Raw genomic sequence first — 24,207 nt, 5'->3', positions numbered from 1 at the left:
CCTTCGGCTTCATGCGAAAAGCCTCTCATCCCCGCGCCCTCGTCAGAACCGCCGCCAGTTCATTCGCATGCTTCGTGATGTCGCCGGCGCCGAGGAAGACGACATAGTCGCCCGGCGCGGCGGTTGCGGCGATCGCAGCGGGCAACGCGTCGAAGCTTTCGAGCGCGCGCGCGTCGCGATGGCCGTGCGCATTCGCGCCGGCCACCAGCGCGTCGCGGTCGATCCCCTCGATGGGCGCCTCGCCGGCCGGATAGATGTCGGCGACGAAAGCCGTATCGGCGTCGTTGAGGCAGGCGCAGAATTCGTCGAACAGATCGCGCACGCGCGTGTAGCGATGGGGCTGGACGACGGCGATGACCTTGCCACGCGCGACCTGGCGGGCGGCCTTGAGCGCGGCGGCGATCTCGACCGGATGATGGCCGTAATCGTCGATGATCGTCACGCCCTTCCATTCGCCCGCTTTCGTGAAGCGCCGCTTCACGCCGGCGAACTTCTCGAAGCCGGCGCGGATCGCGTCCTCGCCCGCGCCGAGCTTGCGCGCAACCGTCGCCGCGGCGAGCGCGTTGAGGACGTTATGCTCGCCCGGCATCGGCAGGCGCGCGCCGGCGATTCGCGTGATCTCCTTGCCGCGCTCGCGGAAGACGATGTCGAAGCGCGCCCCGCCGCCTTCGAACGCGACGTTGTCGGCGCGCACGTCCGCCTGCGGATTGACGCCGTAGGTGACGAGCCGCCGGTCGGTGACGCGACCGACGAGCGCCTGGACCTCCGGATGGTCGAGGCAGACGACGCCGAAGCCGTAAAACGGCGTGTTCTCGACGAACTGATCGAACGCCGCGCGCAGCGCCTCGAATCCGCCCCAATAGTCGAGATGTTCCGGATCGATATTCGTGACCACCGCTACGGTCGTCGGCAGGCGGAGGAACGCGCCATCGGATTCGTCGGCCTCGACCACCATCCAGTCGCCCTCGCCGAGCCGCGCGTTGGCCCCGTAGGCGTTGATGACGCCGCCGTTGACCACCGTGGGATCGAGCCCCGCCTCGTCGAGCAGCGCAGCGATCATGCTGGTCGTCGTCGTCTTGCCGTGCGCGCCGGCGACGCTCACCGTCCATTTGAGGCGCATGAGCTCGGCGAGCATGTCGGCGCGGCGCACTACGGGAATGTGGCGCGCGCGCGCGGCGCGCACTTCGGGGTTGTCGGCGCGGATCGCCGTCGAGACGACCACCGCGTCGGCGCCTTCGACGTTTTTCGGGTCATGGCCGATGACGACCGGCACGCCCTTCTCGCGCAGGCGGCGCACATAGGCGTTCTCGGCGATGTCGGAGCCGCGCACCTCATAACCGAGATTGCGCATGAGCTCGGCCACGCCCGACATGCCGACGCCGCCGACGCCGACGAAATGCACGACCCCGACCTCGAAAGGCAGACGGATCTTGATCTTGCGCGGATGGGTCATGCGGCGTCCTTCAGGCTTTTTCCCGCGAGAAGCGCCTCGACGAGATCGGCGAGCGCGGCGGCGGCGTCCGAGCGGACCCGGCCGCGCGCGGCCTGCGCCATCGCGGCGAGCCGCGCCGGATCGGCGAGAAGCGAAGCGAGCGCGTCTTTCAGGGAATACTCCGTAAACGTCTTTTCTGGGATGACGAGCGCCGCGCCGGCGTCGGCGAGCGCGCGGGCGTTGCCCGTCTGATGGTCGTCCATCGCGATGGCGAGCGGAACGAGAATCGACGGCCGGCCGATCGTCGACAGCTCCGTCACCGTCGAGGCGCCCGCGCGCGCGACGACGAGATGCGCCTTCGCCATGCGCGCCGGCAAATCGCCGAAAAAGGGAGCGACCTCGGCGGAGACGCCCGCGGCCTCGTAAGCGGCGCGCACGGCGCCCGTTTCGGCCTCGCGCGCCTGATGGACGACGGCGAGCCGCCGGCGCAAGCCGTCCGGCAGGGCTGCGACAGCGCGCGGCGGCGCCTCGGAGAACAGGCGCGCGCCCTGACTGCCGCCGAAGATCAGCAGACGGACCGGTCCGTCATGCGGGGGCTCGTAGGGCGCGTCCTTGAACGCGGCGACGGCGTCTCGCACCGGATTGCCGACCTCGATGCGCCGCGCTTTCGCTGGCGCGCGGTCGAGCTGCGCAAAAGCGTGCGCCGTGAAAGCCGCCCCGCCGGCCATCAGCCGGTTCGCGCGGCCGAGGACCGCGTTCTGTTCGTGCACGCAGTATGGAATCTTCAACAATGCGGCGGCCTGCATCGCCGGCAGCGACGGATAGCCGCCGAAGCCCGCCGCCGCCGCGACGCCGCGCCGGCGAAATTCCCTGAGAGCCGTGACGAGCCCGCCCGCGAGCGAGAAAGCGGCCATCGCCTTGGCCACGGGCCCGCCGACGCTGGGGCTCGCCGCCGAGATTTCGATGCGCTCGTCGGCGGGAAACTGCGCGGCGTAGCGCAGGCCTCGCGCGTCCGTGACGAGCAGCACGCGGCGCCCGCGCCGCTTCAGCTCCTGCGCGAGAGCCTCGGCCGGGAACATGTGCCCGCCTGTGCCGCCGGCGGCGAGCGCGATCAAGGACGCGTCTCTCACGGCATGATCTCCTTGCGGCGCGCGGCGGGACCGTGCCGGCGCGAGAGCGCGAAGATGAGCCCGAAAGCGAGCCCCGTCGCCAGCAGGGACGAGCCGCCATAGGAGATGAACGGCAGCGTCATGCCCTTCGCCGGCAGCGCCCGCAGATTGACTGCGATGTTGATGAAGCTCTGCAAGCCGATCATCGCCGCGAGTCCGCATACGGCGGATTGGGCGAACAGGCTGCTCAGGCTCGCCGCGCGCGCGTAGAAGCGCACGACCAGCGCGCCGAACAGCGCGAGAATGCCCGCGCACAGAATGAATCCGTATTCCTCTCCCGCCACGGCGTAGATGAAATCGGTATGAGCGTCGGGAAGCTGATACTTCACGCTCGCGCCCTGCGAACCGCGTCCGAACCAGCCGCCATGGGCGATCGCCTGGAGCGCCTTGTCGACCTGATAGGTCTCGCCCGCAGCCGGGTCGAGGAACGCCTCGATGCGCCGCGCGATATGCGGGGAGAAAAAATAACCCCCGGCGATCGAGCCCGCCCCGGCGAGGCCGACGGCGATCATCCACCAGCTCCAGCCGAAAACGACGAAGAGCATGACCAGCCATAGCGCCGTGACGAGCGCGGCCTGGCCGTAGTCGGGTTGCAGAATGAGAAGCGCCATCAACAGCGCGTAAAGCCCCGCCGTGATCGCCGCGCCAGGGAAGCGCGGATTGCGTGCGCCTTCGGCGAGCATCCAGGAGGCGGCGACGACGAAGCCGGGCTTGGCGAGCTCTGAAGGCTGAAGGCTGAAGCTCCCGAGCGCGATCCAACGCTTCGCGCCGTTGATCTCCGGCGCGAAGAGGAGCGCGGCGAGCATCAGCGCCGCCGCGGCGAGAAATAGAACGACGCCGAGCCGGCGCGCCTGAAGCGGCGTCAGCATCGACACGCCGATCATCAGGGCGAAGGCCGGAACGAGAAAGACGAGCTGGCGCAGCGGAAAGTGAAAGCTCGACGCAATGCCGAGCCGCGCGGCGGCGGCTGGTCCTGCGGCGAACAGAAGCGCCACGCCGATGCTGGCGATGAGGCCGACGAGGAGAAGCCCGACCTGATCGACCGAGCGCCACCACAGCGCGGCCGGCGAATGGTTTGAAGACGAGAGCGCCCTCATGCCGCCTCCCCGGCCGCGCGCGCGGCAGCCAGCACGAGCCGGCGGAACTCCTCGCCGCGCTTTTCGAAATTCGCATACTGATCGTAGGAGGCGCAGGCCGGCGCGAGCAGCACCACCGGCGCGTCGAGCCCGCTCTGCGCCGCGTCGCGGCTCGCGCGCGCGAGGGCGGCCGGAAGGTCGCCGCACTGCGCGCAGGGGACCGCGCCGGCGAGCTGCTCTTCGAACAGCGGCGCCGCCTCGCCGATGAGATAGGCGCCGCGCACCCGGTCCATCAGCGGGCGCAACGAAGCGACCCCGCCCTCTTTCGGTCGGCCGCCGGCGATCCAGAAGATGTCGCGATAGGTCTTGAGCGCGCGCGCGGCGGCGTCCGCGTTCGTCGCCTTGGAGTCGTTCACGTACAGAACCCGCCCGATGCGCCCGACGACTTCGAGCCGATGCGGGAGTCCCTCGAAGCGCTCCATCGCCCTGACCGCCACCGCTGGCGCGACGCCCAGCGCCGTCGCCGCGGCGAGCGCAGCCGCTGCGTTCTGCCAGTTATGCGCGCCCTTGAGCGCGGCGACGTGCGCGATATCGCCCGCCTCGCCGGTCTTGCCGTCGAGATTGCAGAACAGCTTGCCCTTCAGCGCGAAAACGCCGCGCCCGAGCGCGCCTTCGGCGGAGACGGGGATCACCCGCCGTCCGCCCTCGCGGCAAAGCGCCGCGCAAATCCCTTGAGCCCAGGCGTCGTCGACGCCGACGATCGCCGTGTCTTCCGCCTGCTGATTGAGAAAGATGCGCCGCTTCGCCGCCAGGTAGCCCGCAAGGTCGCCATGCCGGTCGATATGGTCCGGCGCGATGTTGAGCATCGCCGCGACGTCGGCGCGCAGGCTGCGCGTGAGATCGAGCTGGAAAGAAGAAAGCTCAAGCACATAGACGCGCCCCGGCGAAGGCGGCTCCAGCGCCAGCGCTGGCTTGCCGATATTGCCGCCGACGGAGACGTCGAAGCCCGCTTCGCGCAATATGTGGCCGATCAGCGCCGTCGTCGTCGACTTGCCGTTGGAGCCGGTGACGGCGACGACGCGCGGGCGCGGGCTCGTCTCGCTCGCCGCGAGGGCGCACGCGAACAACTCGACATCGCCGATGAGCTCGACCTTCTCCGCGCGCGCCTTGCGCGCGATGGGATGCGGCCTGGGATGGGTGAGCGGCACGCCGGGGCTGAGAACGAGCGCGTCGAGCTCGCCCCACGGCCATTCCTTCGGATGTTCGGCGCGATACTCCGTATTCGCTGTTTTTTCGCGCGCGGCGCGATTCTCGTCCCAGGCGAAGACCTGCGCGCCGGAGGCGGCCAGCGCCTCGCAGGCGGCAAGTCCGCTGACGCCGAGGCCGAACACGCCGATCTTCTTTTTCTTCACGCCCGGAATGGGGATCATAGCCGCGTTTCGCGCTCCTTTTTCCGTCCGGCTTCAGGTCCTACCGCAGTTTCAGCGACGCGAGCCCGATGAGGGCGAGAATAACCGCCACGATCCAGAACCGGATGACGATGGTCGATTCCTTCCAGCCCAATTGTTCGAAATGATGGTGGATCGGCGCCATCCGGAAGACGCGCTTGCCGGTGAGCTTGAACGACGCGATCTGAATCATCACCGAAAGCCCTTCGAGTACGAAAAGCCCGCCGACGATGGCGAGCACGATCTCGTGCTTGGCCGCCACGGCGATGGCGCCGAGCGCTCCCCCGAGGGCGAGCGAGCCGGTGTCGCCCATGAAGATCGCCGCCGGCGGGGCGTTGAACCACAGAAAGCCCAGACCCGCGCCGATGATCGCGCCGCAGACGATGGCGAGCTCGCCGACGCCCGGCACGTAAGGCACGCCCAGATAGTTCGCATAGATCGCATTGCCGACGAGATAGGCGATGAGCGCGTAGGCGCCGGCCGCGATCATCACCGGCACGGTCGCGAGACCGTCGAGCCCGTCGGTGAGATTGACCGTGTTCGACGCGCCGACGATGACGAAAGCCGCGAAAGGCACGATCAGCCAGCCGACCGGCACGCCCACCGCGCCGGGCCCGAAAAGCTGGCTCAGAAACTGCAGCGGCACGAAGGGCACGGCGATGGAGGTCTCGATGCCGGGCGGCGCGTCGGGCGCCGCGCCCAGCGTCTTCACGCAGAGATAGCCGGCGAGCAGCGCCACCGCGAACTGCACCACGAGCTTGAGGCTGCCGACGACGCCGCTGGCGGTCTGCTTGGCGACCTTGAGATAGTCGTCGATGAAGCCCAGAAGGCCGAATGAAAGCGTCACGCCCATGACGATCCACACATAGGCGTTGTCGAGCCGCGCCCATAAAAGCGTGGCGATGGTCATCGACAGAAGGATGAGCACCCCGCCCATGGTCGGCGTGCCGGCCTTAGACAGGAGGTGGCTTTCCGGGCCGTCCTGGCGGATCGGCTGACCCTTGCCCTGGCTGCGGCGCATCCAGTGAATGAGCGGCGGGCCGACCACGAAGGCGATGACAAGCGCCGTCATCACCGCGCCGCCCGTTCGGAACGTCAGATAACGGAAGACGTTGAAAAGCGCGAATTCATCCGCAAGCGGCGTGAGCAGGTGGTAAAGCATCGAGTATGCGCAGTCCTTCTTGTTATTCGTTCGCCGCTTTCGGCCGGGCTTCCTCGCTTTCGAGCGCGCGCGCGACGAGGCTTATCTTAGAGGCGTTCGAGCCTTTGACCATGACGACGTCGCCGTCGGCGAGATCGGCCCTGAGCGCGGCCAGAACGTCGTCGGCCTTTTCGCTCCAGCGCCCGCGCATGGCCGCCGGCGCGGCCTCCCACAGATGGCGCATGAGCGCGCCGGCGGCGTAAAGCCGGTCGACCTTCGCCGCGGCGAGCGCGTCGGCGAGCTGCGCGTGCAGCTTCGGCGCGTCCGGTCCCAGTTCCAGCATCTCGCCGAGAACCGCAATGCGCCGGCCGCGCCCGCGCGGTTTCGCCGCGCCGAGCAGCGCCAGCGCCGCGGCCATGGAGGCGGGATTGGCGTTGTAGCTCTCGTCGATGAGGGTGATCCGGCGCCCGCCGGAAAGCGCGATCTCGCGGCGCGCGCCCCTGCCCTCAGACGGCGCGAACCGGGCGAGGGCCTCCATCGCCGGGACGAGCGGCGCGCCGACCGCGCGCACGGCGGCGAGAACCGCCAGCGCGTTCATCGCCTGATGTCGGCCCGGCGCGCCGAGCCTGAACGCGACGTCCTCGCCGAAAACCTGCGCCTCGATTCGCGCGCCGTCGCTTTCTTCCGCGTAGTCGAGCAGGCGCAGATCGGCGCCGTCGCGCGCGCCGAAGCTTACGATGCGCGCCGCGCCGGCCTTCTCGGCCCGGCGGCGCAGCAGCGCGCAATGCTCATTGTCGGCGGGGATGATCGCGACGCCGCCGGGCGCGAGGCCCAGGAAAATCTCCGCCTTCGCCTCGGCGATCTTCTCGACGCTGCCGAAAAACTCCAGATGCGCGGGGCCCACCGTCGTCACGATCGCCGCGTGGGGGCGCACGAGTCTCGTGAGCGGCGTGATCTCGCCGGCGTGGTTCATGCCGATCTCGAACACCCCGTAATCGGCGTTCATGGGAAGCTGCGCGAGCGTGAGCGGCACGCCCCAGTGGTTGTTGAAGCTCTTTTCCGCCGCATGGGCGCGGCCCGCGGCGCCGAGCGCGACGCGCAGCATCTCTTTCGCGCTCGTCTTGCCGGCCGAGCCCGTGACCGCGACGCGCTTGCCGAAATTGCGAAGGCGCGCGGCGCGCGCAAGATCGCGCAGCCCTTCGAGCGTGTCGCGCACCACGAGCAGAGGCTTGCCGTCAGGCGCGTCCTCGGGCGCGCGCGCCACGAGCGCCGCCGCGGCGCCCTTCTCGAACGCCGCCGCGACGAAATCATGCCCGTCGCGCGCGTCCTTCAGCGCGACGAACATGTCGCCGGGCTTCAGGGTCCGGCTGTCGATCGAAAGCCCGCGCGCGGCCCATTCCTCGGCGATCCAGCGGTCGGGATCGCCGCCGCGCGCGCACAGCGCGCCGCCCGTCGCGGCGGCGGCTTCGTAGGCGGTCCACAAGGCGGCCGTCATGATCCCTCCCTTACCCGTTTCGCCGCTTCCGCCCGCGCGACCGCGCCGTCGTCGAACGGATGCACGACGTCTCCCACGATCTGCCCCGTTTCATGGCCCTTGCCGGCGATGAGCAGGACGTCCCCCGATTCCAGCATGGCCACGGCGCGCGCGATGGCCTCGCGACGATCGCCTATCTCGATCGCTTTCGGCGCGCCCGCGAGGATCTGGCGACGGATTTCCGCCGGATCTTCCGAACGCGGATTATCATCCGCGACAATCACTACGTCAGCGCCGAGCGCGGCGGCCCGGCCCATATGCGGACGCTTGGCTCGGTCGCGATCCCCCCCCGCGCCGATGATCGCGACGAGCCGGCCTTTGACATGCGGCCGGATCGCGGCGAGCGCAGTCGCGATGGCGTCGGGCGTGTGGGCGTAGTCGATATAGATCGCCGCGCCAGCGACTCCCCCGACGCGCTGCATCCGCCCCGGCACGCCGTCGAGCCTGGGCAGCAAAGGCAAAACCGCATCGGCCGCAAAGCCCGACGCGATGACGATTCCGGCCGCAAGCAGCGCGTTTTCCGCCTGAAAGGCGCCGATCAGCGGCAGGTCGAGGGCGAAGGTTTTCTCGCCGCAGACGACGTCGATCGACAGCCCAGCCGGATGCGGGCGCGCGCGGGTGATGCGCAGGTCCTTGCCGAGCGCGCCGGTCGTCATGACGCGCCGGCCGGCCGTGCGGGCGCGCTCGAGGATCAGCGGCGCGCCTTCGCCGTCGGCGTTGACGACGGCGACTCCGTCCTGCGGCAGAAGCTCCGTGAACAGACGGGCTTTCGCCGCGAGGTAGGATTCGAAATCGGGATGATAGTCGAGATGGTCCTGGGTTATGTTGGTGAAGGCGGCGATCGCGAATCTCACCCCGTCGGCGCGGCGCTGGACGAGCGCATGGCTCGACGCCTCCATCGTCAGGTGCGTGACGCCGAGGCCGGCCATCTCGTCGAGCGTCTCGTGCAAGGTCGCCGCATCGGGCGTCGTATGGGCGAGCTTCTTCTCGTAACCCGGCGCAAAGGCGCCCAGCGTGCCCAGACTCGCGCCCTTCCCGCCGAGCATCGTCCAAAGCTGGGCGGAAAAGCGCGCCGTCGAGGTCTTGCCGTTGGTGCCGGTCACGCCGGCGACGATCCCGGGCTGGCGCGGATAAAAACGCGCCGCCATCTGCGCCAGCAGCCGGCGCGGGTCGGGATCGACGACGAGCGCCGCCTTGGTCTCGATCCGGCGGCCGGCGAGCACTGCGACGGCGCCGTTTTCTTCCGCCTGCGGAACATAACGCGCGCCGTCGTCCTTCGCGCCCTCGAGCGCGGCGAAGAGATAGCCCGGCCTGACCGCGCGGCTGTCGAGGGCGAGCCCGGCGATCTCGGGATCGGGCGCGCAGGGCCGGCCGAGAAGCGCGGAGAGCTTCATGGCGCGTTCTCCAGCGCGGCGAGCCTGTCCGCCGGATCGAGGGCGACGGATCGCCCGCCCTCATAGAAGCCCGCCAGCGCCGTCGCCTCATTCACCGGCGCGATGCCGAGCGCCGGGGCGGCGCGGGCGACGAAACGCGCGAAAGCCGGCGCGGCGTTCCAACCGGCGGTCGCGAAGCCGTAGGTTTCGGGCGTCGGCTGCGGCTCGTCCAAGGAGACGAGCACGGCGTAGCGCGGCGCGTGGCCCGGAAAAGCGCCGACGAAGCTCGCGATCCGCGCCGAACGGTCATAGCCGCCCCGGCGCGGCTTCTCCGCCGTCGCCGTTTTGCCGATGGGATAATAGCCCGGCGCCTCGGCCTTGCGCGCGCTGCCCCCGGTGACGACGCGGCGCAGGGTCCGGCGCATGATCGCGCTCGTCTCTTCTGAGAAGACGCGCGCCCCGGGCCGCGCGCCCGCCTGTTTCAGAAAAGTCGGCGCGCGGTATTCTCCGCCGTTCACCACCGCGGCGAAGGCGGCCAGCAGATGCAGAGGCGTGACGCTGATGCCGTGGCCATAGGCGACCGTCGCGCTTTCCACCGGCCCCCAGCGGGCGGGCGGTTCGGGCGCGCGGTTCTCCGCCAGCTCGATGGGCAGCGGATCGAGCAGTCCGAGCGCCTTGAGCGCCGCGCGCTGGCGCGCGGGCCCGAGGTCCTCGGCCATGCGCGCCATGCCGATGTTCGAGGAGTGCTGGATCACTTCCGAAAAGGTCAAAATTCGATTCTCGCCGCGAAAGTCCCTGATCGTCCAGTCGGCGATGCGATAGGTTCCGCGCGCATCATAGGTCGAATCCTCGCTCGCCGCGCCGGCTTCGAGCGCGGCCGCGGCAGTCAGCGGCTTGAACGCCGAGCCGAGCTCGTAGCGATCGTAGGTGGCGCGATTGCGGCGCCAATCGGCCGGCGCGGCGCCCGGCGCGTTGGGGTCGAAGTCGGGAAGGCTGGCGAGCGCCAGCACCTCGCCGGTCGCCACGTCCATCACCGCCCCCCAGGCGGCTTTCGCCGAGAAAGCCTCCATGGCGCGGGCGAGCTCGTCCTCGAGCGCCTGCTGAACGCGAATGTCGATCGAGGCGACGAGCGGGCCCGCGTCGGCCCGGCGATCGAGCGCGCGCTCCAGCCCCATCGCCCCGCCCCGACCCGGCGTCAGATGGCCGACCACATGGGCGGCGAGGTCCTCCTGCGGATAGAACCGGCGCGCGCGCGCGCTGAAGCGCACGCCCGGCAGGCCGAGCGCGAAAACCTGCGCGCGCTGGGCGGGCGTCAGATCGTTCAGCACCTCGACATAGCGGCCCTCGCGCAGCTTCCCCGCCAGACTTGCCGCATCGATCTCGGGAAAGACGCCGGCGATAGCGGCGGCGGTCTCTTCGGGGTCCCAGACCTCGCGGCCGGCGATTTCGAGCGCGACGGTCGGCACGTTCGCGGCAAGCAGCACGCCGTTGCGGTCGAGAATTTCAGGCCTGCTCTCGGCCCCCGCCTGCGCCGTCGGCGCCGCGCCCGGCGACGGCGCGCCGCCCCCGGCGACCATGGCGAGCCGCGCGCCGAGCCCGACGAAGGCGGCGAGGAAAGCGACCGCGCACATGCCGATCCGGTTGCGCGCCCGGGCCGCGGCGCGCGCGCGCGCGCTGGTGGCGACGACGACCGCGGTCGCCGGCGCGCCAGCGCCCGGCGCCGGCGTCTCGTCGATCACATAGAGCCGCGCCTTCGTTTTCCGCCGCTTGCCGAACAACGCCATCGCGCGCCGCTCACTCCATCTGCCGGCCGCCGGCCAGGCCGAGATCGGCCATGGCGAGCGCGTGCAGGATCACGTCCCCCTCCGGCATTTGCGGCGCGGGGGCTTCTTCGCCGCCGCCGAAAGCGACCCGGAACTCCTCCGCCGTCATGACCTGGGCGGCGCTGAGCGGCTCAAGGTCGGTGACTTTCTCGGCGACCTCCTTCAGCCGCTCGGGATTTTCGAGAAAGGCGATCTCGGCGCGCAGGAGCTGAATCTCGCTCAGCTCGCGCGCCTTCGCCTTTTCGATCTCTTCGAGCATCCGCCGCGTTTCGCGTACGGACGTTTCCGCCTTGTAACGTCCGGCCGCGGCGGCGGCGAGAAGAAGGCACAGGAGGATCATCGTTACACGAACCATCGACTAGCTCCGTTTTTTCAACGCATCGGACAAGACATCGGAAAGGGACGGAATCCCCCGCGCGAAAGTCTCCGCCGGCGCGCCGCGCGCCGGCGCGTCGGCGCGCACGGCCGCGCGCAGCTTCGCCGAGCGCGCCCGGGGATTGTCCGCAACCTCGGCTTCGCTCGGGCGGCGCGCTTTCGCGAAGAGGAGCCGGAAGGCGGGCGCTTCGTCCGCCGCCGGCGGCGCATGCCGCGAGCCGCCGGGCGCGCGGGCGCGCGCGGCGAGGAAATGCTTGACCATGCGGTCTTCGAGCGAATGGAAGGTGACGACGACGAGCCGGCCGGCCGGACGCAGAAGGCGCTCGCAGGCCGCCAGGCCTTCGGCGAGCTGGCCCAGTTCGTCATTGACGAAGATCCGGAGCGCCTGAAAGACGCGCGTGGCCGGATGGATTCGCGCCGCGCCCCGCGCCGGAACGGCCGCGGCGACGATCTCGGCCAGGCGGCCGGTGGTTTCGATCGGCGCCTTATCGCGCTCGCGGACCACGGCCTTCGCGATGCGGCGGGCGTGGCGCTCCTCGCCATAGCCCTTGAAGATCGCGGCGAGGGCCTTTTCGCTCGCCTGGTTGACTACGTCGGCCGCGTCCGGCCTGCCCCCGTCCATGCGCATGGACAACGGTCCGTCATGGCGGAAGGAAAAGCCGCGCGCCGGCTCGTCGAGCTGCATGGAGGAAACGCCGAGATCGAACACCGCCCCGTCGAGCGCGTCGACGCCCGCTTCGGCGAGACCGGCTTCCATCTCCGCGAAGGGCCGGTTGATGAGGGCGAGCCGCCCCGCATAGGCGCCCGCCCATTCGCGGCCGCGCTCGATGGCGACCGGATCGCGGTCGAAGCCGTAGACCCGGCAGTCTGCCGCAGCGAGGATCGCGCGCGCATACCCGCCGCCGCCGAAGGTCGCGTCCACATAGACGCCGTGATCGACGGGCGCGAGGGCGGCGAGCATCTCCTCGACCATCACGGGCGCATGCGACGCGCGCGCGCCTGAAGTATCGACGTTCGTCATCGCGCGCCGCCTCCGATCTGCAGGGGCGGCGGATTGCGCAGCTTGCCGAGCGCCCTGCGCGCGCGCTCGGTCGCGGCGGCAAGACGCTCTTCGGCGCCTTGCGCGTCGCGGATCTGGAAGGTCTCGCCGCAGCCCATAAGAAGGGCGCGCTCGCCGATGCGGGCATGCTCGCGCAGGGGCTGGGGCAGAATGAACCGGCCGTCGCCGTCGAACGGGATCGGACGGGCCTGGCCGATCAGCGTTTCCTGGAGGGCGGCCCGGTCGGGGTCGTACGGGTCGAGCGCGGCGATCATCGCCTGGAGGTTCTCGATGAAATTCGCCCCGCCGCAGTCGAGATAGGGGCCGAGCAGCGAGGGCACGCAGTAGAAGCCGTTGAAGGCGTCGAGCTTCAGGGCGCGGCGGAAATCCGCCGGCGCGGCGATGCGCCCCTTCGCATCCACCTTGTTGATGTGGGAGCCCAGAAAAAGGGTCTCCGCCGACCGCAACATCCCGCCCTGTCTCCGCCCGAAGATCGCGCCGCCTGTCGGCGCGGCCGCCCTCTCGCCGGCGTTTCCGGGCCGGTCGCGCCCGCCGCAGACGCGCTCAGCCGTTCCGGCTTTGCCGACACTTTCCGGGATTATACGGGAAATTACGGGTCGTCAAATAGGATTCCTGTGGAAATCTGGACAGTTCCGGATGAGAAACGGCCTTGCGTGATCCGATTCCCTTTAGAGTCAAGGCGTAAGCGTGAAGAAAGGATTAACCGCCCGCCGCGCTTCGGCGACGCAGGCGGCGACGGTTTCGGCCGTCGTTTCAGCCGCGACGGCGGCGCAGATCTCCGAAACCGCCCCAGCGGGCCGTCTCGCGGCGACGGGCGAAGAGGCGGCGGTTCGCCTCGATGAGCCGTTCCAGCTTGGCGAGTTCGTCTTGCGCGTCGTCGAGTTCCTTCCGGGCGCGCGTGATCTCGGCGGCGAGCTGGTCGCGGGTGGCTTCCAGCGCGCGGCGCTTTTCCGCCGCCCCGCCGAGCAGCGGATCGAACAGCGCCGCCTCCGGGTCGGCGGCGGCGAGCCGCGCCAGGCCGGCTTCGGCCGCCGCCTTCGCCGCTTTGATGCTCTCAAGATGGGCGCCTCGCTCGGCGAGCCGCGCCCTGGCGACGCGGACGAGTCTGGCCAGCGTCCTTTCTTCGCGCCCCGGACCGTTCATCCCCAAAATCCTTTCCGACTCGGACGGCGATCGTCCGGCAGCGCTCCCCCGACCCACTCATATTTTCGCGGATTTCTTTAAGAAGCGTTCAACGCCCGGCGCGAATGCCGGCCGCCCGCGCGCCGCCGGGATGAACGATCCGCCGCCGAAACCGCCCCGAATTCTCAGGACAGGGACGATGCGTCCTGCGCCGTCCAGGTTAACGGCGCCGCGAAGGCGCTCGCGCCCTGCGATGAATCGCCTTAACCGGATCGGTCGTCCGTCATGATTAACGGCGCGCGCGCCCGGCCCCGTTTTCCGAGCGCCTGCGATGTAACGAAGATTGCGGCCCGCTTAATACGGGCGCGCCAGAGCGGGCGGGCGCGCGCCGGGCGTTAACCTTTATGAAAGCAAATCAACCTTAGCATCACGTTAGGCATAAGGGATAAGCGCGGCTCAGGGGACCCGCGCAGCGAACAGGAGACGGGCGAATGCGGGTGCTGCTCATCGAGGACGACGGCGCGACGGCGCAGAGCATCGAGCTGATGCTCAAGTCCGACGGCTTCAACGTCTACACGACCGATCTCGGCGAGGAAGGCGTCGATCTGGGCAAGGTATACGACTACGACATTATCCTTCTCGACCTCAACCTGCCCGACATGACCGGCTTCGACGTCCTGAAGTCGCTGCGCGTGGCCAAAGTCAACACGCCGATCCTCATTCTCACCGGCCAGGGCGACATCGAGACGAAAGTGCGCGGGCTCGGCTTCGGCGCCGACGACTACATGACCAAGCCCTTCCACAAGGACGAGCTCGTGGCGCGCATCCACGCCATCGTGCGCCGCTCGAAGGGCCACGCCCAGTCGATCATCACGACAGGCGACCTTACGGTGAATCTCGACGCCAAGACGGTCGAGGTGAACGGCCAGCGCGTGCATCTGACCGGCAAGGAATACCAGATGCTGGAGCTGCTCTCGCTGCGCAAGGGCACCACCCTCACCAAGGAGATGTTCCTCAACCATCTTTACGGGGGAATGGACGAGCCGGAGCTGAAGATCATCGACGTCTTCATCTGCAAGCTGAGGAAGAAGCTCGCCGCCGCCACCAAGGGCCAGCATTATATCGAAACCGTCTGGGGTCGCGGCTATGTGCTGCGCGATCCGGAAGAAAAGGCCGCTTGAGGCTTGTTTACGCGTCCTTGCTTCGCACCGAAAGCGCCCCTTCGCGGGGCGCTTTTCTTTTGACGGCGGCGCGACGCCGATCCGGACATCTGCGAAGCCTGCGCCTGGCCATTATCGTATGACTCTCCTTGCGTCCGCTGTCCGCAAACGCTTCGTCGCGTTTCGCCGCGCTTGGTCGAATCTGAACGGCGTCTTTGCGCACATGAAATTTTCGCGACACGCCTCGCCGCGTCTGCGCGCCGCCTCGCCGATCCGCGATTGAACGGCGCAGCGCGCGACATAGAAACATATATGCCTGCTCCGTGCACGGAGCCCTGTGCGCCATCCGGATGCGGAGCGGGCGCCGCGCAACATAAAACGGGAGTCATTCATGAGAAACGCAGCCATCGTCATCGCCGCCGCAACCGCCGTCGCCGCCGCGCCGGCTTGGGCGGCTTCCTCATATGAAGAGATCGCGGCCATGGTCAAAATCGACGCCTTCGCCGAAGCCGACGAAGACTGGCGCCGGCGCATCGCCATGCGCACGCCGGAATGCGGCCGCTTCGGCGATCGCGACTCGCGCCGCATCGACGTTCTCGTCGAGCGTTACAACGCGCTCGCCGACGCGGTCGCCGCCGGCGATGAAGCCGCCGCCATGGCCGCGGGCGAACGGTTCGCCGCAGCCGCCGGCGCCAATGCGCGCTTCGAGAAATGCTGGCGCGAGATCGCCCGCCGCGGCGGCGTGAAATCGCGGCTCGCCCGCGCTTTTTAGGCGGAGATTGCGATCATTCGGCAGCCGTCCCGCTTGACGCGCGCGTCCGGGCGCGCATGCGCCAGTAGCGCGAAGCGACGAAGAACGCGCCGACGAGCGGGACGCGCCGCTCCCATGCGCGCACGGGAAGCGCGAAGCCGGCGTGCCGGCTGATCTTCCAGGCGATGTAGTCGAGGCCGCCGCGAAAGGTGAGCATGCCCTTGAAGAGGCGCAGCACGGACAGCGCCCCTCCCTGCACGGATCGAATCCGCCACAGAAGCCGCGCGCGCCGGCGCGCCGTCTCGCTTATCGGAGCGTCGTCGAAAGGCGGCGTCACGCGCCGCGGCCAGTCGCCATAGACCGCCACGAGCTCTCCGGCGCGGCCAGGCTTCTCGGCGCGCAGCTCCGCCCGGTAGGAGCGCGCAAGACCCGCGCGCCAGACGTCTTTCGCGTCCGCGTCCGGCGGCGCGAGCGGGCGGGCGCGCGCAATAAAAACGTCGATCGCCGTCTCGATGCAGCCCACGAGGCGGGCGCGCATCGGTTCCGGCGCGCGCGCGATCCGGCAGGGCTGCGCGAAGCGCGCCCAGAAGTAGGAATGGAACGTCCGTTTGCTGACGAGGCGCTCGAAATGATCGATCGACAGCACCGCGTATTTGGCGCGCAGACGCCCCTGCGTCGTTTCCTCGTCGAGATAAAAGACGTTGGGAGGGATAAGCCGGTTGAGCAGGGACAACAGCGGCGATCCGTAAGCGGCTTCATAGGACGGCGCGATGACGTAGAAATCGAACAGCACGCTTTCCGCCGCCGCGCCGCTCAGCACGCTGTTTCCCGATCCGTAGAGCAGGACGCCCGCGCCGGGAAAGCGCGCAGCGAGAATATCCGCCAGCGCTTCCACGGCCGGCGCGCAGGGCTGGGAGAGAACGGCCTCGATATAGGCGCGCCGCGCGGCGTTTCCGGCCTGCTCCTGCGCTTCCCGGGGAAGCGCGCGCTGAAGGCGATCGCGCGCGCGCGCCGCGCCGACCTCGCCCGGCTGACGGTCTTTGCGAATGCCCGATCCCCTAATTGAGGAAGTCGGCCATGTGGGAGGTTCCGAACTCAACGTTCTCGCGCTCGCCGGCGTTGAAAAATTCTCCATCGAAGACGAAAGGCCCGCTGAAGCGCGTCACCATCTGGTCCGAACGCCAGCTGCGATAACCGTAGTCTTCGAACCATGGCCGGCTTTTGGCGCGCAGAACGGCGGGCGCGGCGCGGAAAAGCCGGCGCGCCGGCGCGTCGATGCTCGTGGCGGCCATGGCGCCCGGCCCCTTGCCCCAGAACGGGTAAATGCCCGAACCGAGCTTGGTCAGCGTCGTAGCCATGAACAGCGCGAGCGAGGTTTCCTCCGGCGCGCCGGGCGCGCCCCCTTCGATGAATTCGAGTTCTATATCCTCCGCAGACGCCGCTTTTTCCAGCGCGACCTTGGCGATATAGGCGAGCACGCTCAGCGTGAGCGCAAGCGAACGGCGCATGCCTTTAGACTGGATCTGGTTTCGGCTGTAATTGACCGCGCCATGAAAGGCGCCGGCGCCGAAAAAGAAGCCGTAGATCGGCGCGCGCTCGCCCATGGTCACGCTCAGAAGCGGGCGGCGCAGCGGCTTCACGCTGCCCTTCTGGCGCCGCCACAGAAAGTTCTCCAGCGACGGCGCCGGATCGCCGCGCAGTCCGCAATCATTGGCGATGACGTTGGTCATGCCGCAGGGCAGCGCCACGAAATGAGGCGTCTTCGAGAAGCGGCGGTTGTTGATGGCGTCGGTGAAGGTCGCCTGCATGGTGCCGTCGCCCCCGGCGAGCACCAGCGTATCCACATTCTTGCGATCCATGCCGACGAGCGCCCTGTCTAGCCCCTTGATGCCGTCGAGCACTTCGGTGCGCACCGATGAAAACCGCCGCGCTACATATAGAAGATCGTCGATGACGGACGCGCTGCGGTTGCTGCGCTCGTTGATGATGAGACCGACCGAAGACACCGAATTCTACTCCGCCAGCCAGGATTGCAGCGCGCCGCTGGACGCCTGCGTCTCCGCCGCGACGACGCGGACGAGATGGAAAAGAATGGAAAGCACCGTCCACACGGCGACGAGAACGAAGCCCGCACCCGGCGCGCCGGCGAGCGTCGCGACCGTGAGTATCAGGAGGTTCGGATTGCGCCGCGCGGTGATGTGGCGGAACCAGTAATCGACCGGCCGCCAGATGTGCATCTCGATCTTGAAGCGGCGCAGGAAATAGCCTTCGAGCAACCGGCCGAGGACATAGCCGGCGAGAATGACCCACAGGCTCAGCCAGACCGCGTCGGCCGAAAGCGCCGCCTCGGCGCCGCCCGTCCCGTGCGCGACGAGCCCCCACGCCCAGGCCGCATACCAGAAAGGCGGGTGGATGAGGTCGATGCCGTGATCGTAGACATTGCCCCATTTCGAGGAGCTGAGCGTGACGCGCGCGAGCTTGCCGTCGACCGTGTCGAGAAAGCACATCGCCCAGCCCGCCGCGAGGCCGGCCAGAAAGGCCCCTTGGGCGAACAGATACATGGTCGCGAAAACCAGAACGAGGCTGAGCGTCGTGACCAGATTCGGATGGAGCTTAAGCGCCGCCGCCAGACGCGTGACGTGAAAGGCCGGCTCCGGCCAGACGAATTTCGTCACGATGTCGGTGGCGCCTTTATAGGAACCCTTGAACAGGCGCCGCTCCAGCGCTTCCCTGCGCGCAGTCGAGGCTTTGAGCACGACCGGATTTTCGCGCTTGCGCAGCCGGCGATTGAAAGCCCCGCTCACTTCCGCGGCGGTGTAAAGGCGGCCTTGTCCTTCGAGAGAGTCGACGGGCGCGGCCTCTTCGATCCGCTCGATCCAACGGCCGGCCTCGGCGGCGGGACAGACGGCGGCGACCACGGTCTCGCGCCCGGCGTCGTCCTCGGCAATGAGCGCGGCGTCGCGGTTGCGCGCCAGATCGGCGAGCACCCGCTCGTCGAAGACATAGCCCGCATGCGCGACGAGAACAGCTTCGCAGCGCTCCGCCTCGCCCGGCGAAGCCAGCACGGAAAGCCCGATTCGGCGGAACGTCTTTTCAAGGCGCTCGCGGCCGGATAACGAAAAAAGCCGAGCCTCGGCGTCGCCGACGGCGCACGCCCCCATTCGGCTCAACGAATCCTCCGGCCGCATCAGTCGCCCAAGCCCAGAATGTTACGCAAAAACGTACTGAATTTGTCATATAAGCGTCATGTGGAAAAGCGCAATCCTTACGCCCGGACACGTTTGGTTGAGGTTTGTCGTAACCGCTTTCAGCGCCCGCGGCGCCCGCAGGACGCCGTGCTAAGGAGCCGCGCGTGCGACTAGGACACCTGACCGATATTCATCTGCCGATCGCCGAAAGGCCCGCCCTCGCCGATCTTCTGAGCAAGCGCGCCCTCGGTTATCTCTCCTGGATCAGGAAGCGCGCGCGCCGCCACAACCTGTGGGCGTCGGACGCGGTCGCGGCGGATTTGCGCGCGCAGGGCTGCGAGGCGGCGCTGATCTCGGGCGACATCGTCAATCTCGCCCTGCCGGACGAGTTCGCCCGCGCGCGCGCCTGGCTCGACCGGACCTTCGGCGGCCTGCCGACATATTTCGCGCCCGGTAATCACGACGCCTATGTGAAGGCGGCCTGGGAGGAGACGCTGGGCCGGCTTGGGCCGCATATGATCGGCCGGCGGACCGACGATCCGACCCTGCGCCCGCCGCAGGACGCAGGCGATTTTCCCTATATCGCGCCGCTCGGCGCCGGCGGCGAGATCGTGTTGATCGTCGCCAATTCCTCTCCGCCGACGGCGCCGGGGCTGGCGACCGGCGCGCTCGGGCGCGGCCAGATCGAGCGGATCGAAGCCGCGCTCGCCGCGGAAGGCCGCGCAGGGCGTCTGCGCATCCTGATGCTGCACCACCCGCTCACGCCTGGCGTCGTCTCCGCGCGCAAGGCGCTCGCCGACGCGGCGGCCCTGCGCGCGGCGATCGCGCGAGCGGGGGTAGATCTCGTCCTGCACGGCCACGCCCATATCGCTTATGTGGGGACGGTCGAAACGCCGCAGGGCCGCGCGCCCGTGCTGGGCGGGGGCGCGGCCTCCCACCCGGACGGGGATGGCAGGTTCCGGCCCGGCCGTTACAATCTCATCGACATCGAAAGATCGGCGGACGGCGGCTGGTCGATCCACGCAAGCGTGAGGGAAATTGATCCCGAGACCCGCTCGCTGCGCGCCGTCGAGCGTCATAGCTTCGCTCGTCCCGCTCCGGCCGCGCCGGGGCGGAACCGCCGCGTCAGCGCCGGGTGAGCCGAAAGGCCGCCGCCACGAAAGGTCGAAGCCGGATGCCCGCCGCCGCTCCCTTGCCCGCCGTAACGCCGACGATGGAGAAGTTCGGCCATCCGGACGGGCTCATAGCGGAATATCGCTGGTGGGCGGTGTTGCTGCGCCCGAAGCAGCCGACCCTCGGCGCGCTGGTGCTCGCCGCGAAGGCGCGGGTTTCCGCCTTTTCGGATCTGCCGCGCGAAGCCTTCGAAGAATTGTCCGAGGCCGTCGCAGGAATCGAGACGGCGCTGAAGGCGTTCTGCGCCTATGAAAAGATCAACTATCTCATGCTGATGATGGTCGATCCCGAGCCGCATTTCCATGTCCTGCCGCGCTACGTAGGCGAGCGCGCTTTCGCAGGGTTCAAAGTCGCGGACGCAGGCTGGCCCGGTCCGCCGGCGCTCGACAAGGCCGCCGCGCCGAATGAGGAGCAGCGCCGAGCCGTGATCGCGCAGCTGCGCGCCTTGTGGCCGCATCGCGCCCGAGTCCCCGGCGGCGGGGCGGATGTCTAGGACCGCGCGGCTCTATCTCCTGACGCTCTTCGCAGGGCGGTTCTTCGGCGCGCTCGCCGTCATCACCGGTCTTTTGCTGCTCGAGCGGCTGTTGAGGCTGATCGAGCTTTTCTCAAGCTATCGCAGCGATCCGCTCATTCTCGGTCAGATGCTTCTCGCCCTGACCCCGCATTATCTGACGCTGGCCGCGCCGGCGGCGTTTTTCATTGGGCTGCTGCTCACGCTTCTGGCGCTGAGAGAAAACAGCGAACTGGCCGCCCTGATGTCATGGGGCGTGTCGCCCAACGCGATCGCCGGACTCGCCGCGGCCGCAGCCGCGCCGGTCGCGATCGTCATGGTGCTGACGAGCGGGTTCCTGAATCCCCATGCCCGCTATCAGTTCCGCTCGCTCGTCGCGGAACTTGAAAACGCCTCCATCGTCGCCATCGCCGAGACCCGCCCGGCGCTGTGGCGCTATGGCGACGCGAGCTTCATCGTTCCGTCGTGGTCGAAGACCGGGCTTGTCATGGAGCGCCCGATCGCCGTCATCGAGCGCCGCGGCCGCCAGCTCATTCTCGAGGCGGAAAGCGGCGCCGTGCGCGAAGGCTCCCCCGGGCGCCCGCCGGTCGCCGCCTTCCGGAACGGGCGCATCATCGCCGACTGGCGCGCATCGGGCGGGCCGGACATCGTGAACTTCACCGACTTCGCCTATCCTGTGTTGCGCGACGAGGAAGCATTCCGCCCGCGCGGCGCAGACGTACGCGAACTGACGCTTACGGAGCTTTTGCGCAAGCCGCGCGCATTCGCCGGAATCGCGCCCCATGACGCCGAGACTGAAGCCTTCGGCCGTCTCGCCCGCGCGGTCGGTCTTTTCGCGCTGCCCTTCGTCGCGCTCGCCGCCGCGCTCGCCCCGCCGCGTCGCAGCCCTCAGGCGCGCGTCATCGTGGCCACGGCGATCCTCCTCGCCTTCCATTTCTCGTTGGAGGCGACCGAAAATCTGCTGGAGACGAAGCATTTCGGACCGCCCGCGATCTTGCTCGCCGCGCCGTTCGCGTTCCTCACCCTCGCCCTTGTCATTTACCGGGTTTGCTTCAATCAGAGCGTGCGGCCGCGCTTATCGACTGCAGACGTCAGAGCGGCATTCAAGCCGCTTCCCATGCGGAGCGCCTGACCCCATGCGGACCATCGAACGCCATCTGCTCGCGCATCTCGGCCGAAGCGTGTTTCTGACGCTCGCCGCGGGCGTCGCGCTGTTTTCGATTTTCGATCTGATGAAGAACGCCGAGGCGGCGGTCGCTGGCGGCGGCGGGCTCGACGCCATCCTGAGCTATGCTGCCCTGCGCGCCCCGACGGTCGCGGCCTTTCTGTTTCCCTTCGCCGTTTTCATCGGCGCGGGGGCGGCGTTCCTGGCGATCGCGCGGCGCAGCGAATTCGTTGTCCTGCGGGCCGCGGGCCTCAGCATCGCCGGGCTGGCGCGGCCCTTTGCGCTCTTCGCGCTCGCTCTCGCGGCGGTTCATCTCGCGCTCAACGGATTCGCCGCGCCGGCGGCCGAGCGCGCGCTCGCGATGCGCAACGACGCCGTAGAAGAAACCCGCGCCTTCGGCCCCTCTTTTGGAGACGACGCCTGGATCATGCGCGACGACGTGGTGATCCGCGCGCGCGCGGTCGACGCGGCAGAGAAGGCTCTTTCCGATCCGCTCATCCTGCGCCTGGACGAAACAGGGGCCATCCGCGAGGTCGTGTGGGCGCAAAAGGCGCGCGCCGCAGACGGGAACCGGCGCGGAACGGCATGGCGGCTCGAGACCGCCCGTCATTTCCTCGTGCCGCGCGACGCGCCGCTAGAGGAGCGCTCGACGGACGCGCTTCTTATCGATGATCTGCCCGCTTTCGAACGCTTCCTGCTCGCCAAGGCGCCCCCCGCCCAACTCGCCACGCCGAAACTGTGGGCGCAAGCGCTTGACGCCACGAACAGCGTCATAGACGAGTCGATCTATCGCACGCTCGCGCAGCATCGCCTGGCCGAAGGCGCTTTCTCGGCGATCATGTTGCTCCTCGCCGCGAATATTCTTTATACGCATAATAGACGCAACGATCTCATGCGCGAATCCGCGGCGCTCTTCGCCGCAGCCGCCGCGTTTCTGGTCCTCGACCGGTTGCTGTCGAGTTTCGCCGCCGCCGGCAGCCTGTCGGCCTGGCTGGGCGCATGGGGGGCGCTCGCCTTGGCGGGCCCGCTCGCGCTGATCGCGCTTCACAGAAGGGAGCGCGCTGCATGAAAGGGCGCGCCAGGCCCCTCAACGCGCTTGTCCTCGCCGGGCGGCGTCGCGGCGACGATCCGCTCGCTGAGGCCGCCGGGGGCGCGCATAAGGCGTTCATCGACATCGCCGGCAAGCCGATGATCGTGCGGGTGCTCGAAAGCCTCGCCGCTACGCCAGGCCTTGAGGAAATCCTTCTCGCCGCGCCCGACGACGTGCGCGCGCAGCTCGCCGCGCGACTCGACGCCGGCCTCGCCGCGCGCATCCGCCATCTGCCGGCGGAAGACTCCCCGGCCGCCAGCGCGCTGGCCGCGCTCGATGCGAGCGCGCCCGACGCGGAGCTGCTGCTGGCCGCGAGCGATCACCCGCTGCTGACGCCGGCGATGATCGAAGAATTCCTCGCCGGCGCCCGCCGGGATAGCGTCGACGCGGCGGCGGCCTGCGTGACGCGCGAGACGATGGAGGCTGCCTATCCCGGCGCGCCGCGTACATTCGTACGTCTAAGGAATTTCTCTTTTTCCGGCGCCAATCTTTTCTGGTTCAGAGGGGCGCGGGCCCGCCCGCTCGTCGCCTTCTGGCGGCGCATCGAGGCCGAGCGTAAGAACCCCGCCCGCATGGCGCGCATCATCGGACCTGGCGCCGGCCTTCTCTATCTCGCCGGACTGCTGACGAAAGAACGCGCGCTCGCCATGATCGAAGCACGCACGGGAGTGAGGGCCGCGCTCGTTCCCTTGAGCGTCGCCGAAGCCGCCATCGACGTCGACAAGCCTGCCGACCTGGACCTTGTACGGAGGATTTTCGCTCGCCGCGCGCGCGAATGAGCCTCACGCGACGACGCGCAGCCGCTCCCAGCCCGCCACGAGCCGGCGCGCGGCTTCGAGATCATCGGGAAAATCGATCTCGCACCAGCCGAGAGAGCCGATGTCCGTCGCGCCCACATGGCCGGCCCGCGCCAGCCGGTCAATCACCTGAAGATACCACGCGCCGAGGCCCGAGCCGTCGCGCATGCTTTCCTCCACGGCGCGGCGGAACAGCGTCCCGCCCTCGCCGCGGAAGGCCACGAGGCCGATCGATTCCGCGTCGGTTTCGCTCGGCAACAGCGACTTTCCCACCGCCGCGACACGCCCGTTTTTGAGCGAGACTTTCATGTCGTCGCTGTCATAGGCGGTCTTGCGGTTGATGGTCAGGCTGATCGGCGCTTCGTCATTCTCCATCACGCGGGCGAGCACCGCGAATTCGAACAGGGAATCGCCGTTGACGATCAAAAAGTCGCCGTCCATATGCGCGCGCGCCATCCAGCATGAGGCGAGATTGTCCGCGAGCTTGAAAAAAGGATTGAAAACGGTGCGCACCGGCGTCGACACGGACGTCATGCCGGCGATGGCCGCGTCGACCATGTCGGACTTGAAGCCGGTGACGACGACGATCTCGCTGACCGCCCCGACGTGATCAAGCGCCTCGATCTGCCATTGCAGGGCCGTCGCGCGCGCGCCGACCGGCAAGAGGCATTTCGGCCGGTCGTTGGTCAGCGGCAGCAGGCGCGAACCCTGCCCGGCGCTCAGAATGATCGCTTTCATCGTCTCAACCCTCGTCGCTCCGGCGCCGGACCTGCGGGAGTTCCCCGCCGGCGCCCCGGATTCGGCTCCCTCAAGATCGCG

23 protein-coding genes are annotated in these 24,207 nt (G+C 68.7%); 7 read left to right on the top strand and 16 right to left on the bottom strand.

The annotated features are described in order from the left end of the window. Positions 1-25: 25 nt before the first annotated feature. The 12 genes from murC to CHB64_RS08465 form a co-directional block, all read right to left on the bottom strand. Positions 26-1,429, bottom strand: a complete 1,404-nt coding sequence (murC, locus tag CHB64_RS08520) for a UDP-N-acetylmuramate--L-alanine ligase (protein ID WP_089412415.1) — start codon at positions 1,427-1,429, stop codon at positions 26-28. A gap of 20 nt (positions 1,430-1,449) precedes the next feature. Beyond that, on the bottom strand, positions 1,450-2,562 hold the full coding sequence (locus CHB64_RS08515) for a UDP-N-acetylglucosamine--N-acetylmuramyl-(pentapeptide) pyrophosphoryl-undecaprenol N-acetylglucosamine transferase (RefSeq protein WP_089412200.1): 1,113 nt from the start codon (positions 2,560-2,562) through the stop codon (positions 1,450-1,452). Further along, positions 2,559-3,698, bottom strand: coding sequence for an FtsW/RodA/SpoVE family cell cycle protein (locus tag CHB64_RS08510; protein ID WP_089412199.1), 1,140 nt, complete (start codon positions 3,696-3,698; stop codon positions 2,559-2,561). Before CHB64_RS08510 ends, CHB64_RS08515 begins: the two co-directional genes overlap by 4 nt. Next, positions 3,695-5,107: a UDP-N-acetylmuramoyl-L-alanine--D-glutamate ligase gene (gene murD, locus CHB64_RS08505; protein WP_089412198.1), complete on the bottom strand. Its 1,413-nt coding sequence runs from the start codon at positions 5,105-5,107 to the stop codon at positions 3,695-3,697. The genes CHB64_RS08510 and murD overlap by 4 nt, the downstream gene beginning before the upstream one ends. 40 nt (positions 5,108-5,147) lie before the next feature. Beyond that, complete coding sequence (gene mraY / locus CHB64_RS08500; protein WP_089412197.1) at positions 5,148-6,287, bottom strand: phospho-N-acetylmuramoyl-pentapeptide-transferase; 1,140 nt, start codon at positions 6,285-6,287, stop codon at positions 5,148-5,150. Positions 6,288-6,309: 22 nt separating this feature from the next. Beyond that, positions 6,310-7,761 carry a UDP-N-acetylmuramoylalanyl-D-glutamyl-2,6-diaminopimelate--D-alanyl-D-alanine ligase gene (locus tag CHB64_RS08495; RefSeq protein ID WP_089412196.1) on the bottom strand — a complete coding sequence of 484 codons (1,452 nt, stop codon included), beginning with the start codon at positions 7,759-7,761 and terminating at the stop codon, positions 6,310-6,312. Continuing rightward, a complete protein-coding gene (locus CHB64_RS08490; RefSeq protein ID WP_089412195.1) occupies positions 7,758-9,194 on the bottom strand; it encodes a UDP-N-acetylmuramoyl-L-alanyl-D-glutamate--2,6-diaminopimelate ligase in 1,437 nt (478 codons plus the stop codon). The genes CHB64_RS08495 and CHB64_RS08490 overlap by 4 nt, the downstream gene beginning before the upstream one ends. Further along, positions 9,191-10,957, bottom strand: a complete 1,767-nt coding sequence (locus tag CHB64_RS08485) for a peptidoglycan D,D-transpeptidase FtsI family protein (RefSeq protein WP_089412194.1) — start codon at positions 10,955-10,957, stop codon at positions 9,191-9,193. Before CHB64_RS08485 ends, CHB64_RS08490 begins: the two co-directional genes overlap by 4 nt. Before the next feature lie 10 nt (positions 10,958-10,967). After that, positions 10,968-11,351 (bottom strand): cell division protein FtsL, encoded by a 384-nt coding sequence (gene ftsL / locus CHB64_RS08480; RefSeq protein WP_143265975.1) that lies wholly within the window; start codon positions 11,349-11,351, stop codon positions 10,968-10,970. Positions 11,352-11,354: 3 nt separating this feature from the next. Beyond that, positions 11,355-12,392 (bottom strand): 16S rRNA (cytosine(1402)-N(4))-methyltransferase RsmH, encoded by a 1,038-nt coding sequence (rsmH, locus tag CHB64_RS08475; RefSeq protein WP_089412192.1) that lies wholly within the window; start codon positions 12,390-12,392, stop codon positions 11,355-11,357. Further along, positions 12,389-12,880 carry a division/cell wall cluster transcriptional repressor MraZ gene (locus CHB64_RS08470; RefSeq protein WP_089412191.1) on the bottom strand — a complete coding sequence of 164 codons (492 nt, stop codon included), beginning with the start codon at positions 12,878-12,880 and terminating at the stop codon, positions 12,389-12,391. The genes rsmH and CHB64_RS08470 overlap by 4 nt, the downstream gene beginning before the upstream one ends. Before the next feature lie 304 nt (positions 12,881-13,184). Next, a complete protein-coding gene (locus tag CHB64_RS08465) occupies positions 13,185-13,574 on the bottom strand; it encodes a hypothetical protein (RefSeq protein ID WP_089412190.1) in 390 nt (129 codons plus the stop codon). A gap of 470 nt (positions 13,575-14,044) precedes the next feature. Here CHB64_RS08465 and ctrA point away from each other — a divergent pair, with 470 nt between their 5' ends. Next, on the top strand, positions 14,045-14,734 hold the full coding sequence (gene ctrA, locus CHB64_RS08460; protein ID WP_089412189.1) for a response regulator transcription factor CtrA: 690 nt from the start codon (positions 14,045-14,047) through the stop codon (positions 14,732-14,734). 370 nt (positions 14,735-15,104) lie between these two features. Continuing rightward, positions 15,105-15,485 (top strand): hypothetical protein, encoded by a 381-nt coding sequence (locus CHB64_RS08450; RefSeq protein WP_143265974.1) that lies wholly within the window; start codon positions 15,105-15,107, stop codon positions 15,483-15,485. Between the two features lie 13 nt (positions 15,486-15,498). Here CHB64_RS08450 and CHB64_RS08445 read toward each other — a convergent pair whose 3' ends face one another. From CHB64_RS08445 to CHB64_RS08435, 3 genes are read right to left on the bottom strand one after another with little or no spacing between them, the layout of a single operon-like run. Further along, positions 15,499-16,563, bottom strand: a complete 1,065-nt coding sequence (locus CHB64_RS08445) for a hypothetical protein (protein WP_089412186.1) — start codon at positions 16,561-16,563, stop codon at positions 15,499-15,501. After that, positions 16,523-17,470 carry a diacylglycerol kinase family protein gene (locus CHB64_RS08440; protein ID WP_089412185.1) on the bottom strand — a complete coding sequence of 316 codons (948 nt, stop codon included), beginning with the start codon at positions 17,468-17,470 and terminating at the stop codon, positions 16,523-16,525. Before CHB64_RS08440 ends, CHB64_RS08445 begins: the two co-directional genes overlap by 41 nt. A gap of 6 nt (positions 17,471-17,476) precedes the next feature. Continuing rightward, positions 17,477-18,625 carry a CDP-alcohol phosphatidyltransferase family protein gene (locus CHB64_RS08435; RefSeq protein WP_200815290.1) on the bottom strand — a complete coding sequence of 383 codons (1,149 nt, stop codon included), beginning with the start codon at positions 18,623-18,625 and terminating at the stop codon, positions 17,477-17,479. Positions 18,626-18,816: 191 nt separating this feature from the next. On the opposite strand from CHB64_RS08435, the gene CHB64_RS08430 reads away from it, so the two are divergent. From CHB64_RS08430 to CHB64_RS08410, 5 genes are read left to right on the top strand one after another with little or no spacing between them, the layout of a single operon-like run. Next, complete coding sequence (locus CHB64_RS08430; RefSeq protein ID WP_089412183.1) at positions 18,817-19,791, top strand: metallophosphoesterase family protein; 975 nt, start codon at positions 18,817-18,819, stop codon at positions 19,789-19,791. Between the two features lie 35 nt (positions 19,792-19,826). Continuing rightward, a complete protein-coding gene (locus CHB64_RS08425) occupies positions 19,827-20,318 on the top strand; it encodes a hypothetical protein (protein ID WP_089412182.1) in 492 nt (163 codons plus the stop codon). Further along, on the top strand, positions 20,311-21,468 hold the full coding sequence (locus CHB64_RS08420) for an LptF/LptG family permease (RefSeq protein ID WP_089412181.1): 1,158 nt from the start codon (positions 20,311-20,313) through the stop codon (positions 21,466-21,468). The genes CHB64_RS08425 and CHB64_RS08420 overlap by 8 nt, the downstream gene beginning before the upstream one ends. 4 nt (positions 21,469-21,472) lie before the next feature. After that, positions 21,473-22,570 (top strand): LptF/LptG family permease, encoded by a 1,098-nt coding sequence (locus CHB64_RS08415; RefSeq protein ID WP_089412180.1) that lies wholly within the window; start codon positions 21,473-21,475, stop codon positions 22,568-22,570. Next, positions 22,567-23,370, top strand: coding sequence for an NTP transferase domain-containing protein (locus CHB64_RS08410; RefSeq protein ID WP_159462455.1), 804 nt, complete (start codon positions 22,567-22,569; stop codon positions 23,368-23,370). Before CHB64_RS08415 ends, CHB64_RS08410 begins: the two co-directional genes overlap by 4 nt. Positions 23,371-23,373: 3 nt before the next feature. On the opposite strand, the gene CHB64_RS08405 is transcribed toward CHB64_RS08410, so the two are convergent. Continuing rightward, entirely contained in the window at positions 23,374-24,126 is a 753-nt protein-coding gene (locus CHB64_RS08405; protein ID WP_089412178.1) for a phosphocholine cytidylyltransferase family protein, read from the bottom strand. Between the last annotated feature and the right edge of the window lie 81 nt (positions 24,127-24,207).

Source organism: Amphiplicatus metriothermophilus, assembly GCF_900199215.1.
In the GTDB taxonomy this organism is placed as follows: domain Bacteria; phylum Pseudomonadota; class Alphaproteobacteria; order Caulobacterales; family Parvularculaceae; genus Amphiplicatus; species Amphiplicatus metriothermophilus.
Note: the sequence above shows the minus strand (reverse complement) of the source record. Positions and strands in the feature narration are given on the sequence as shown.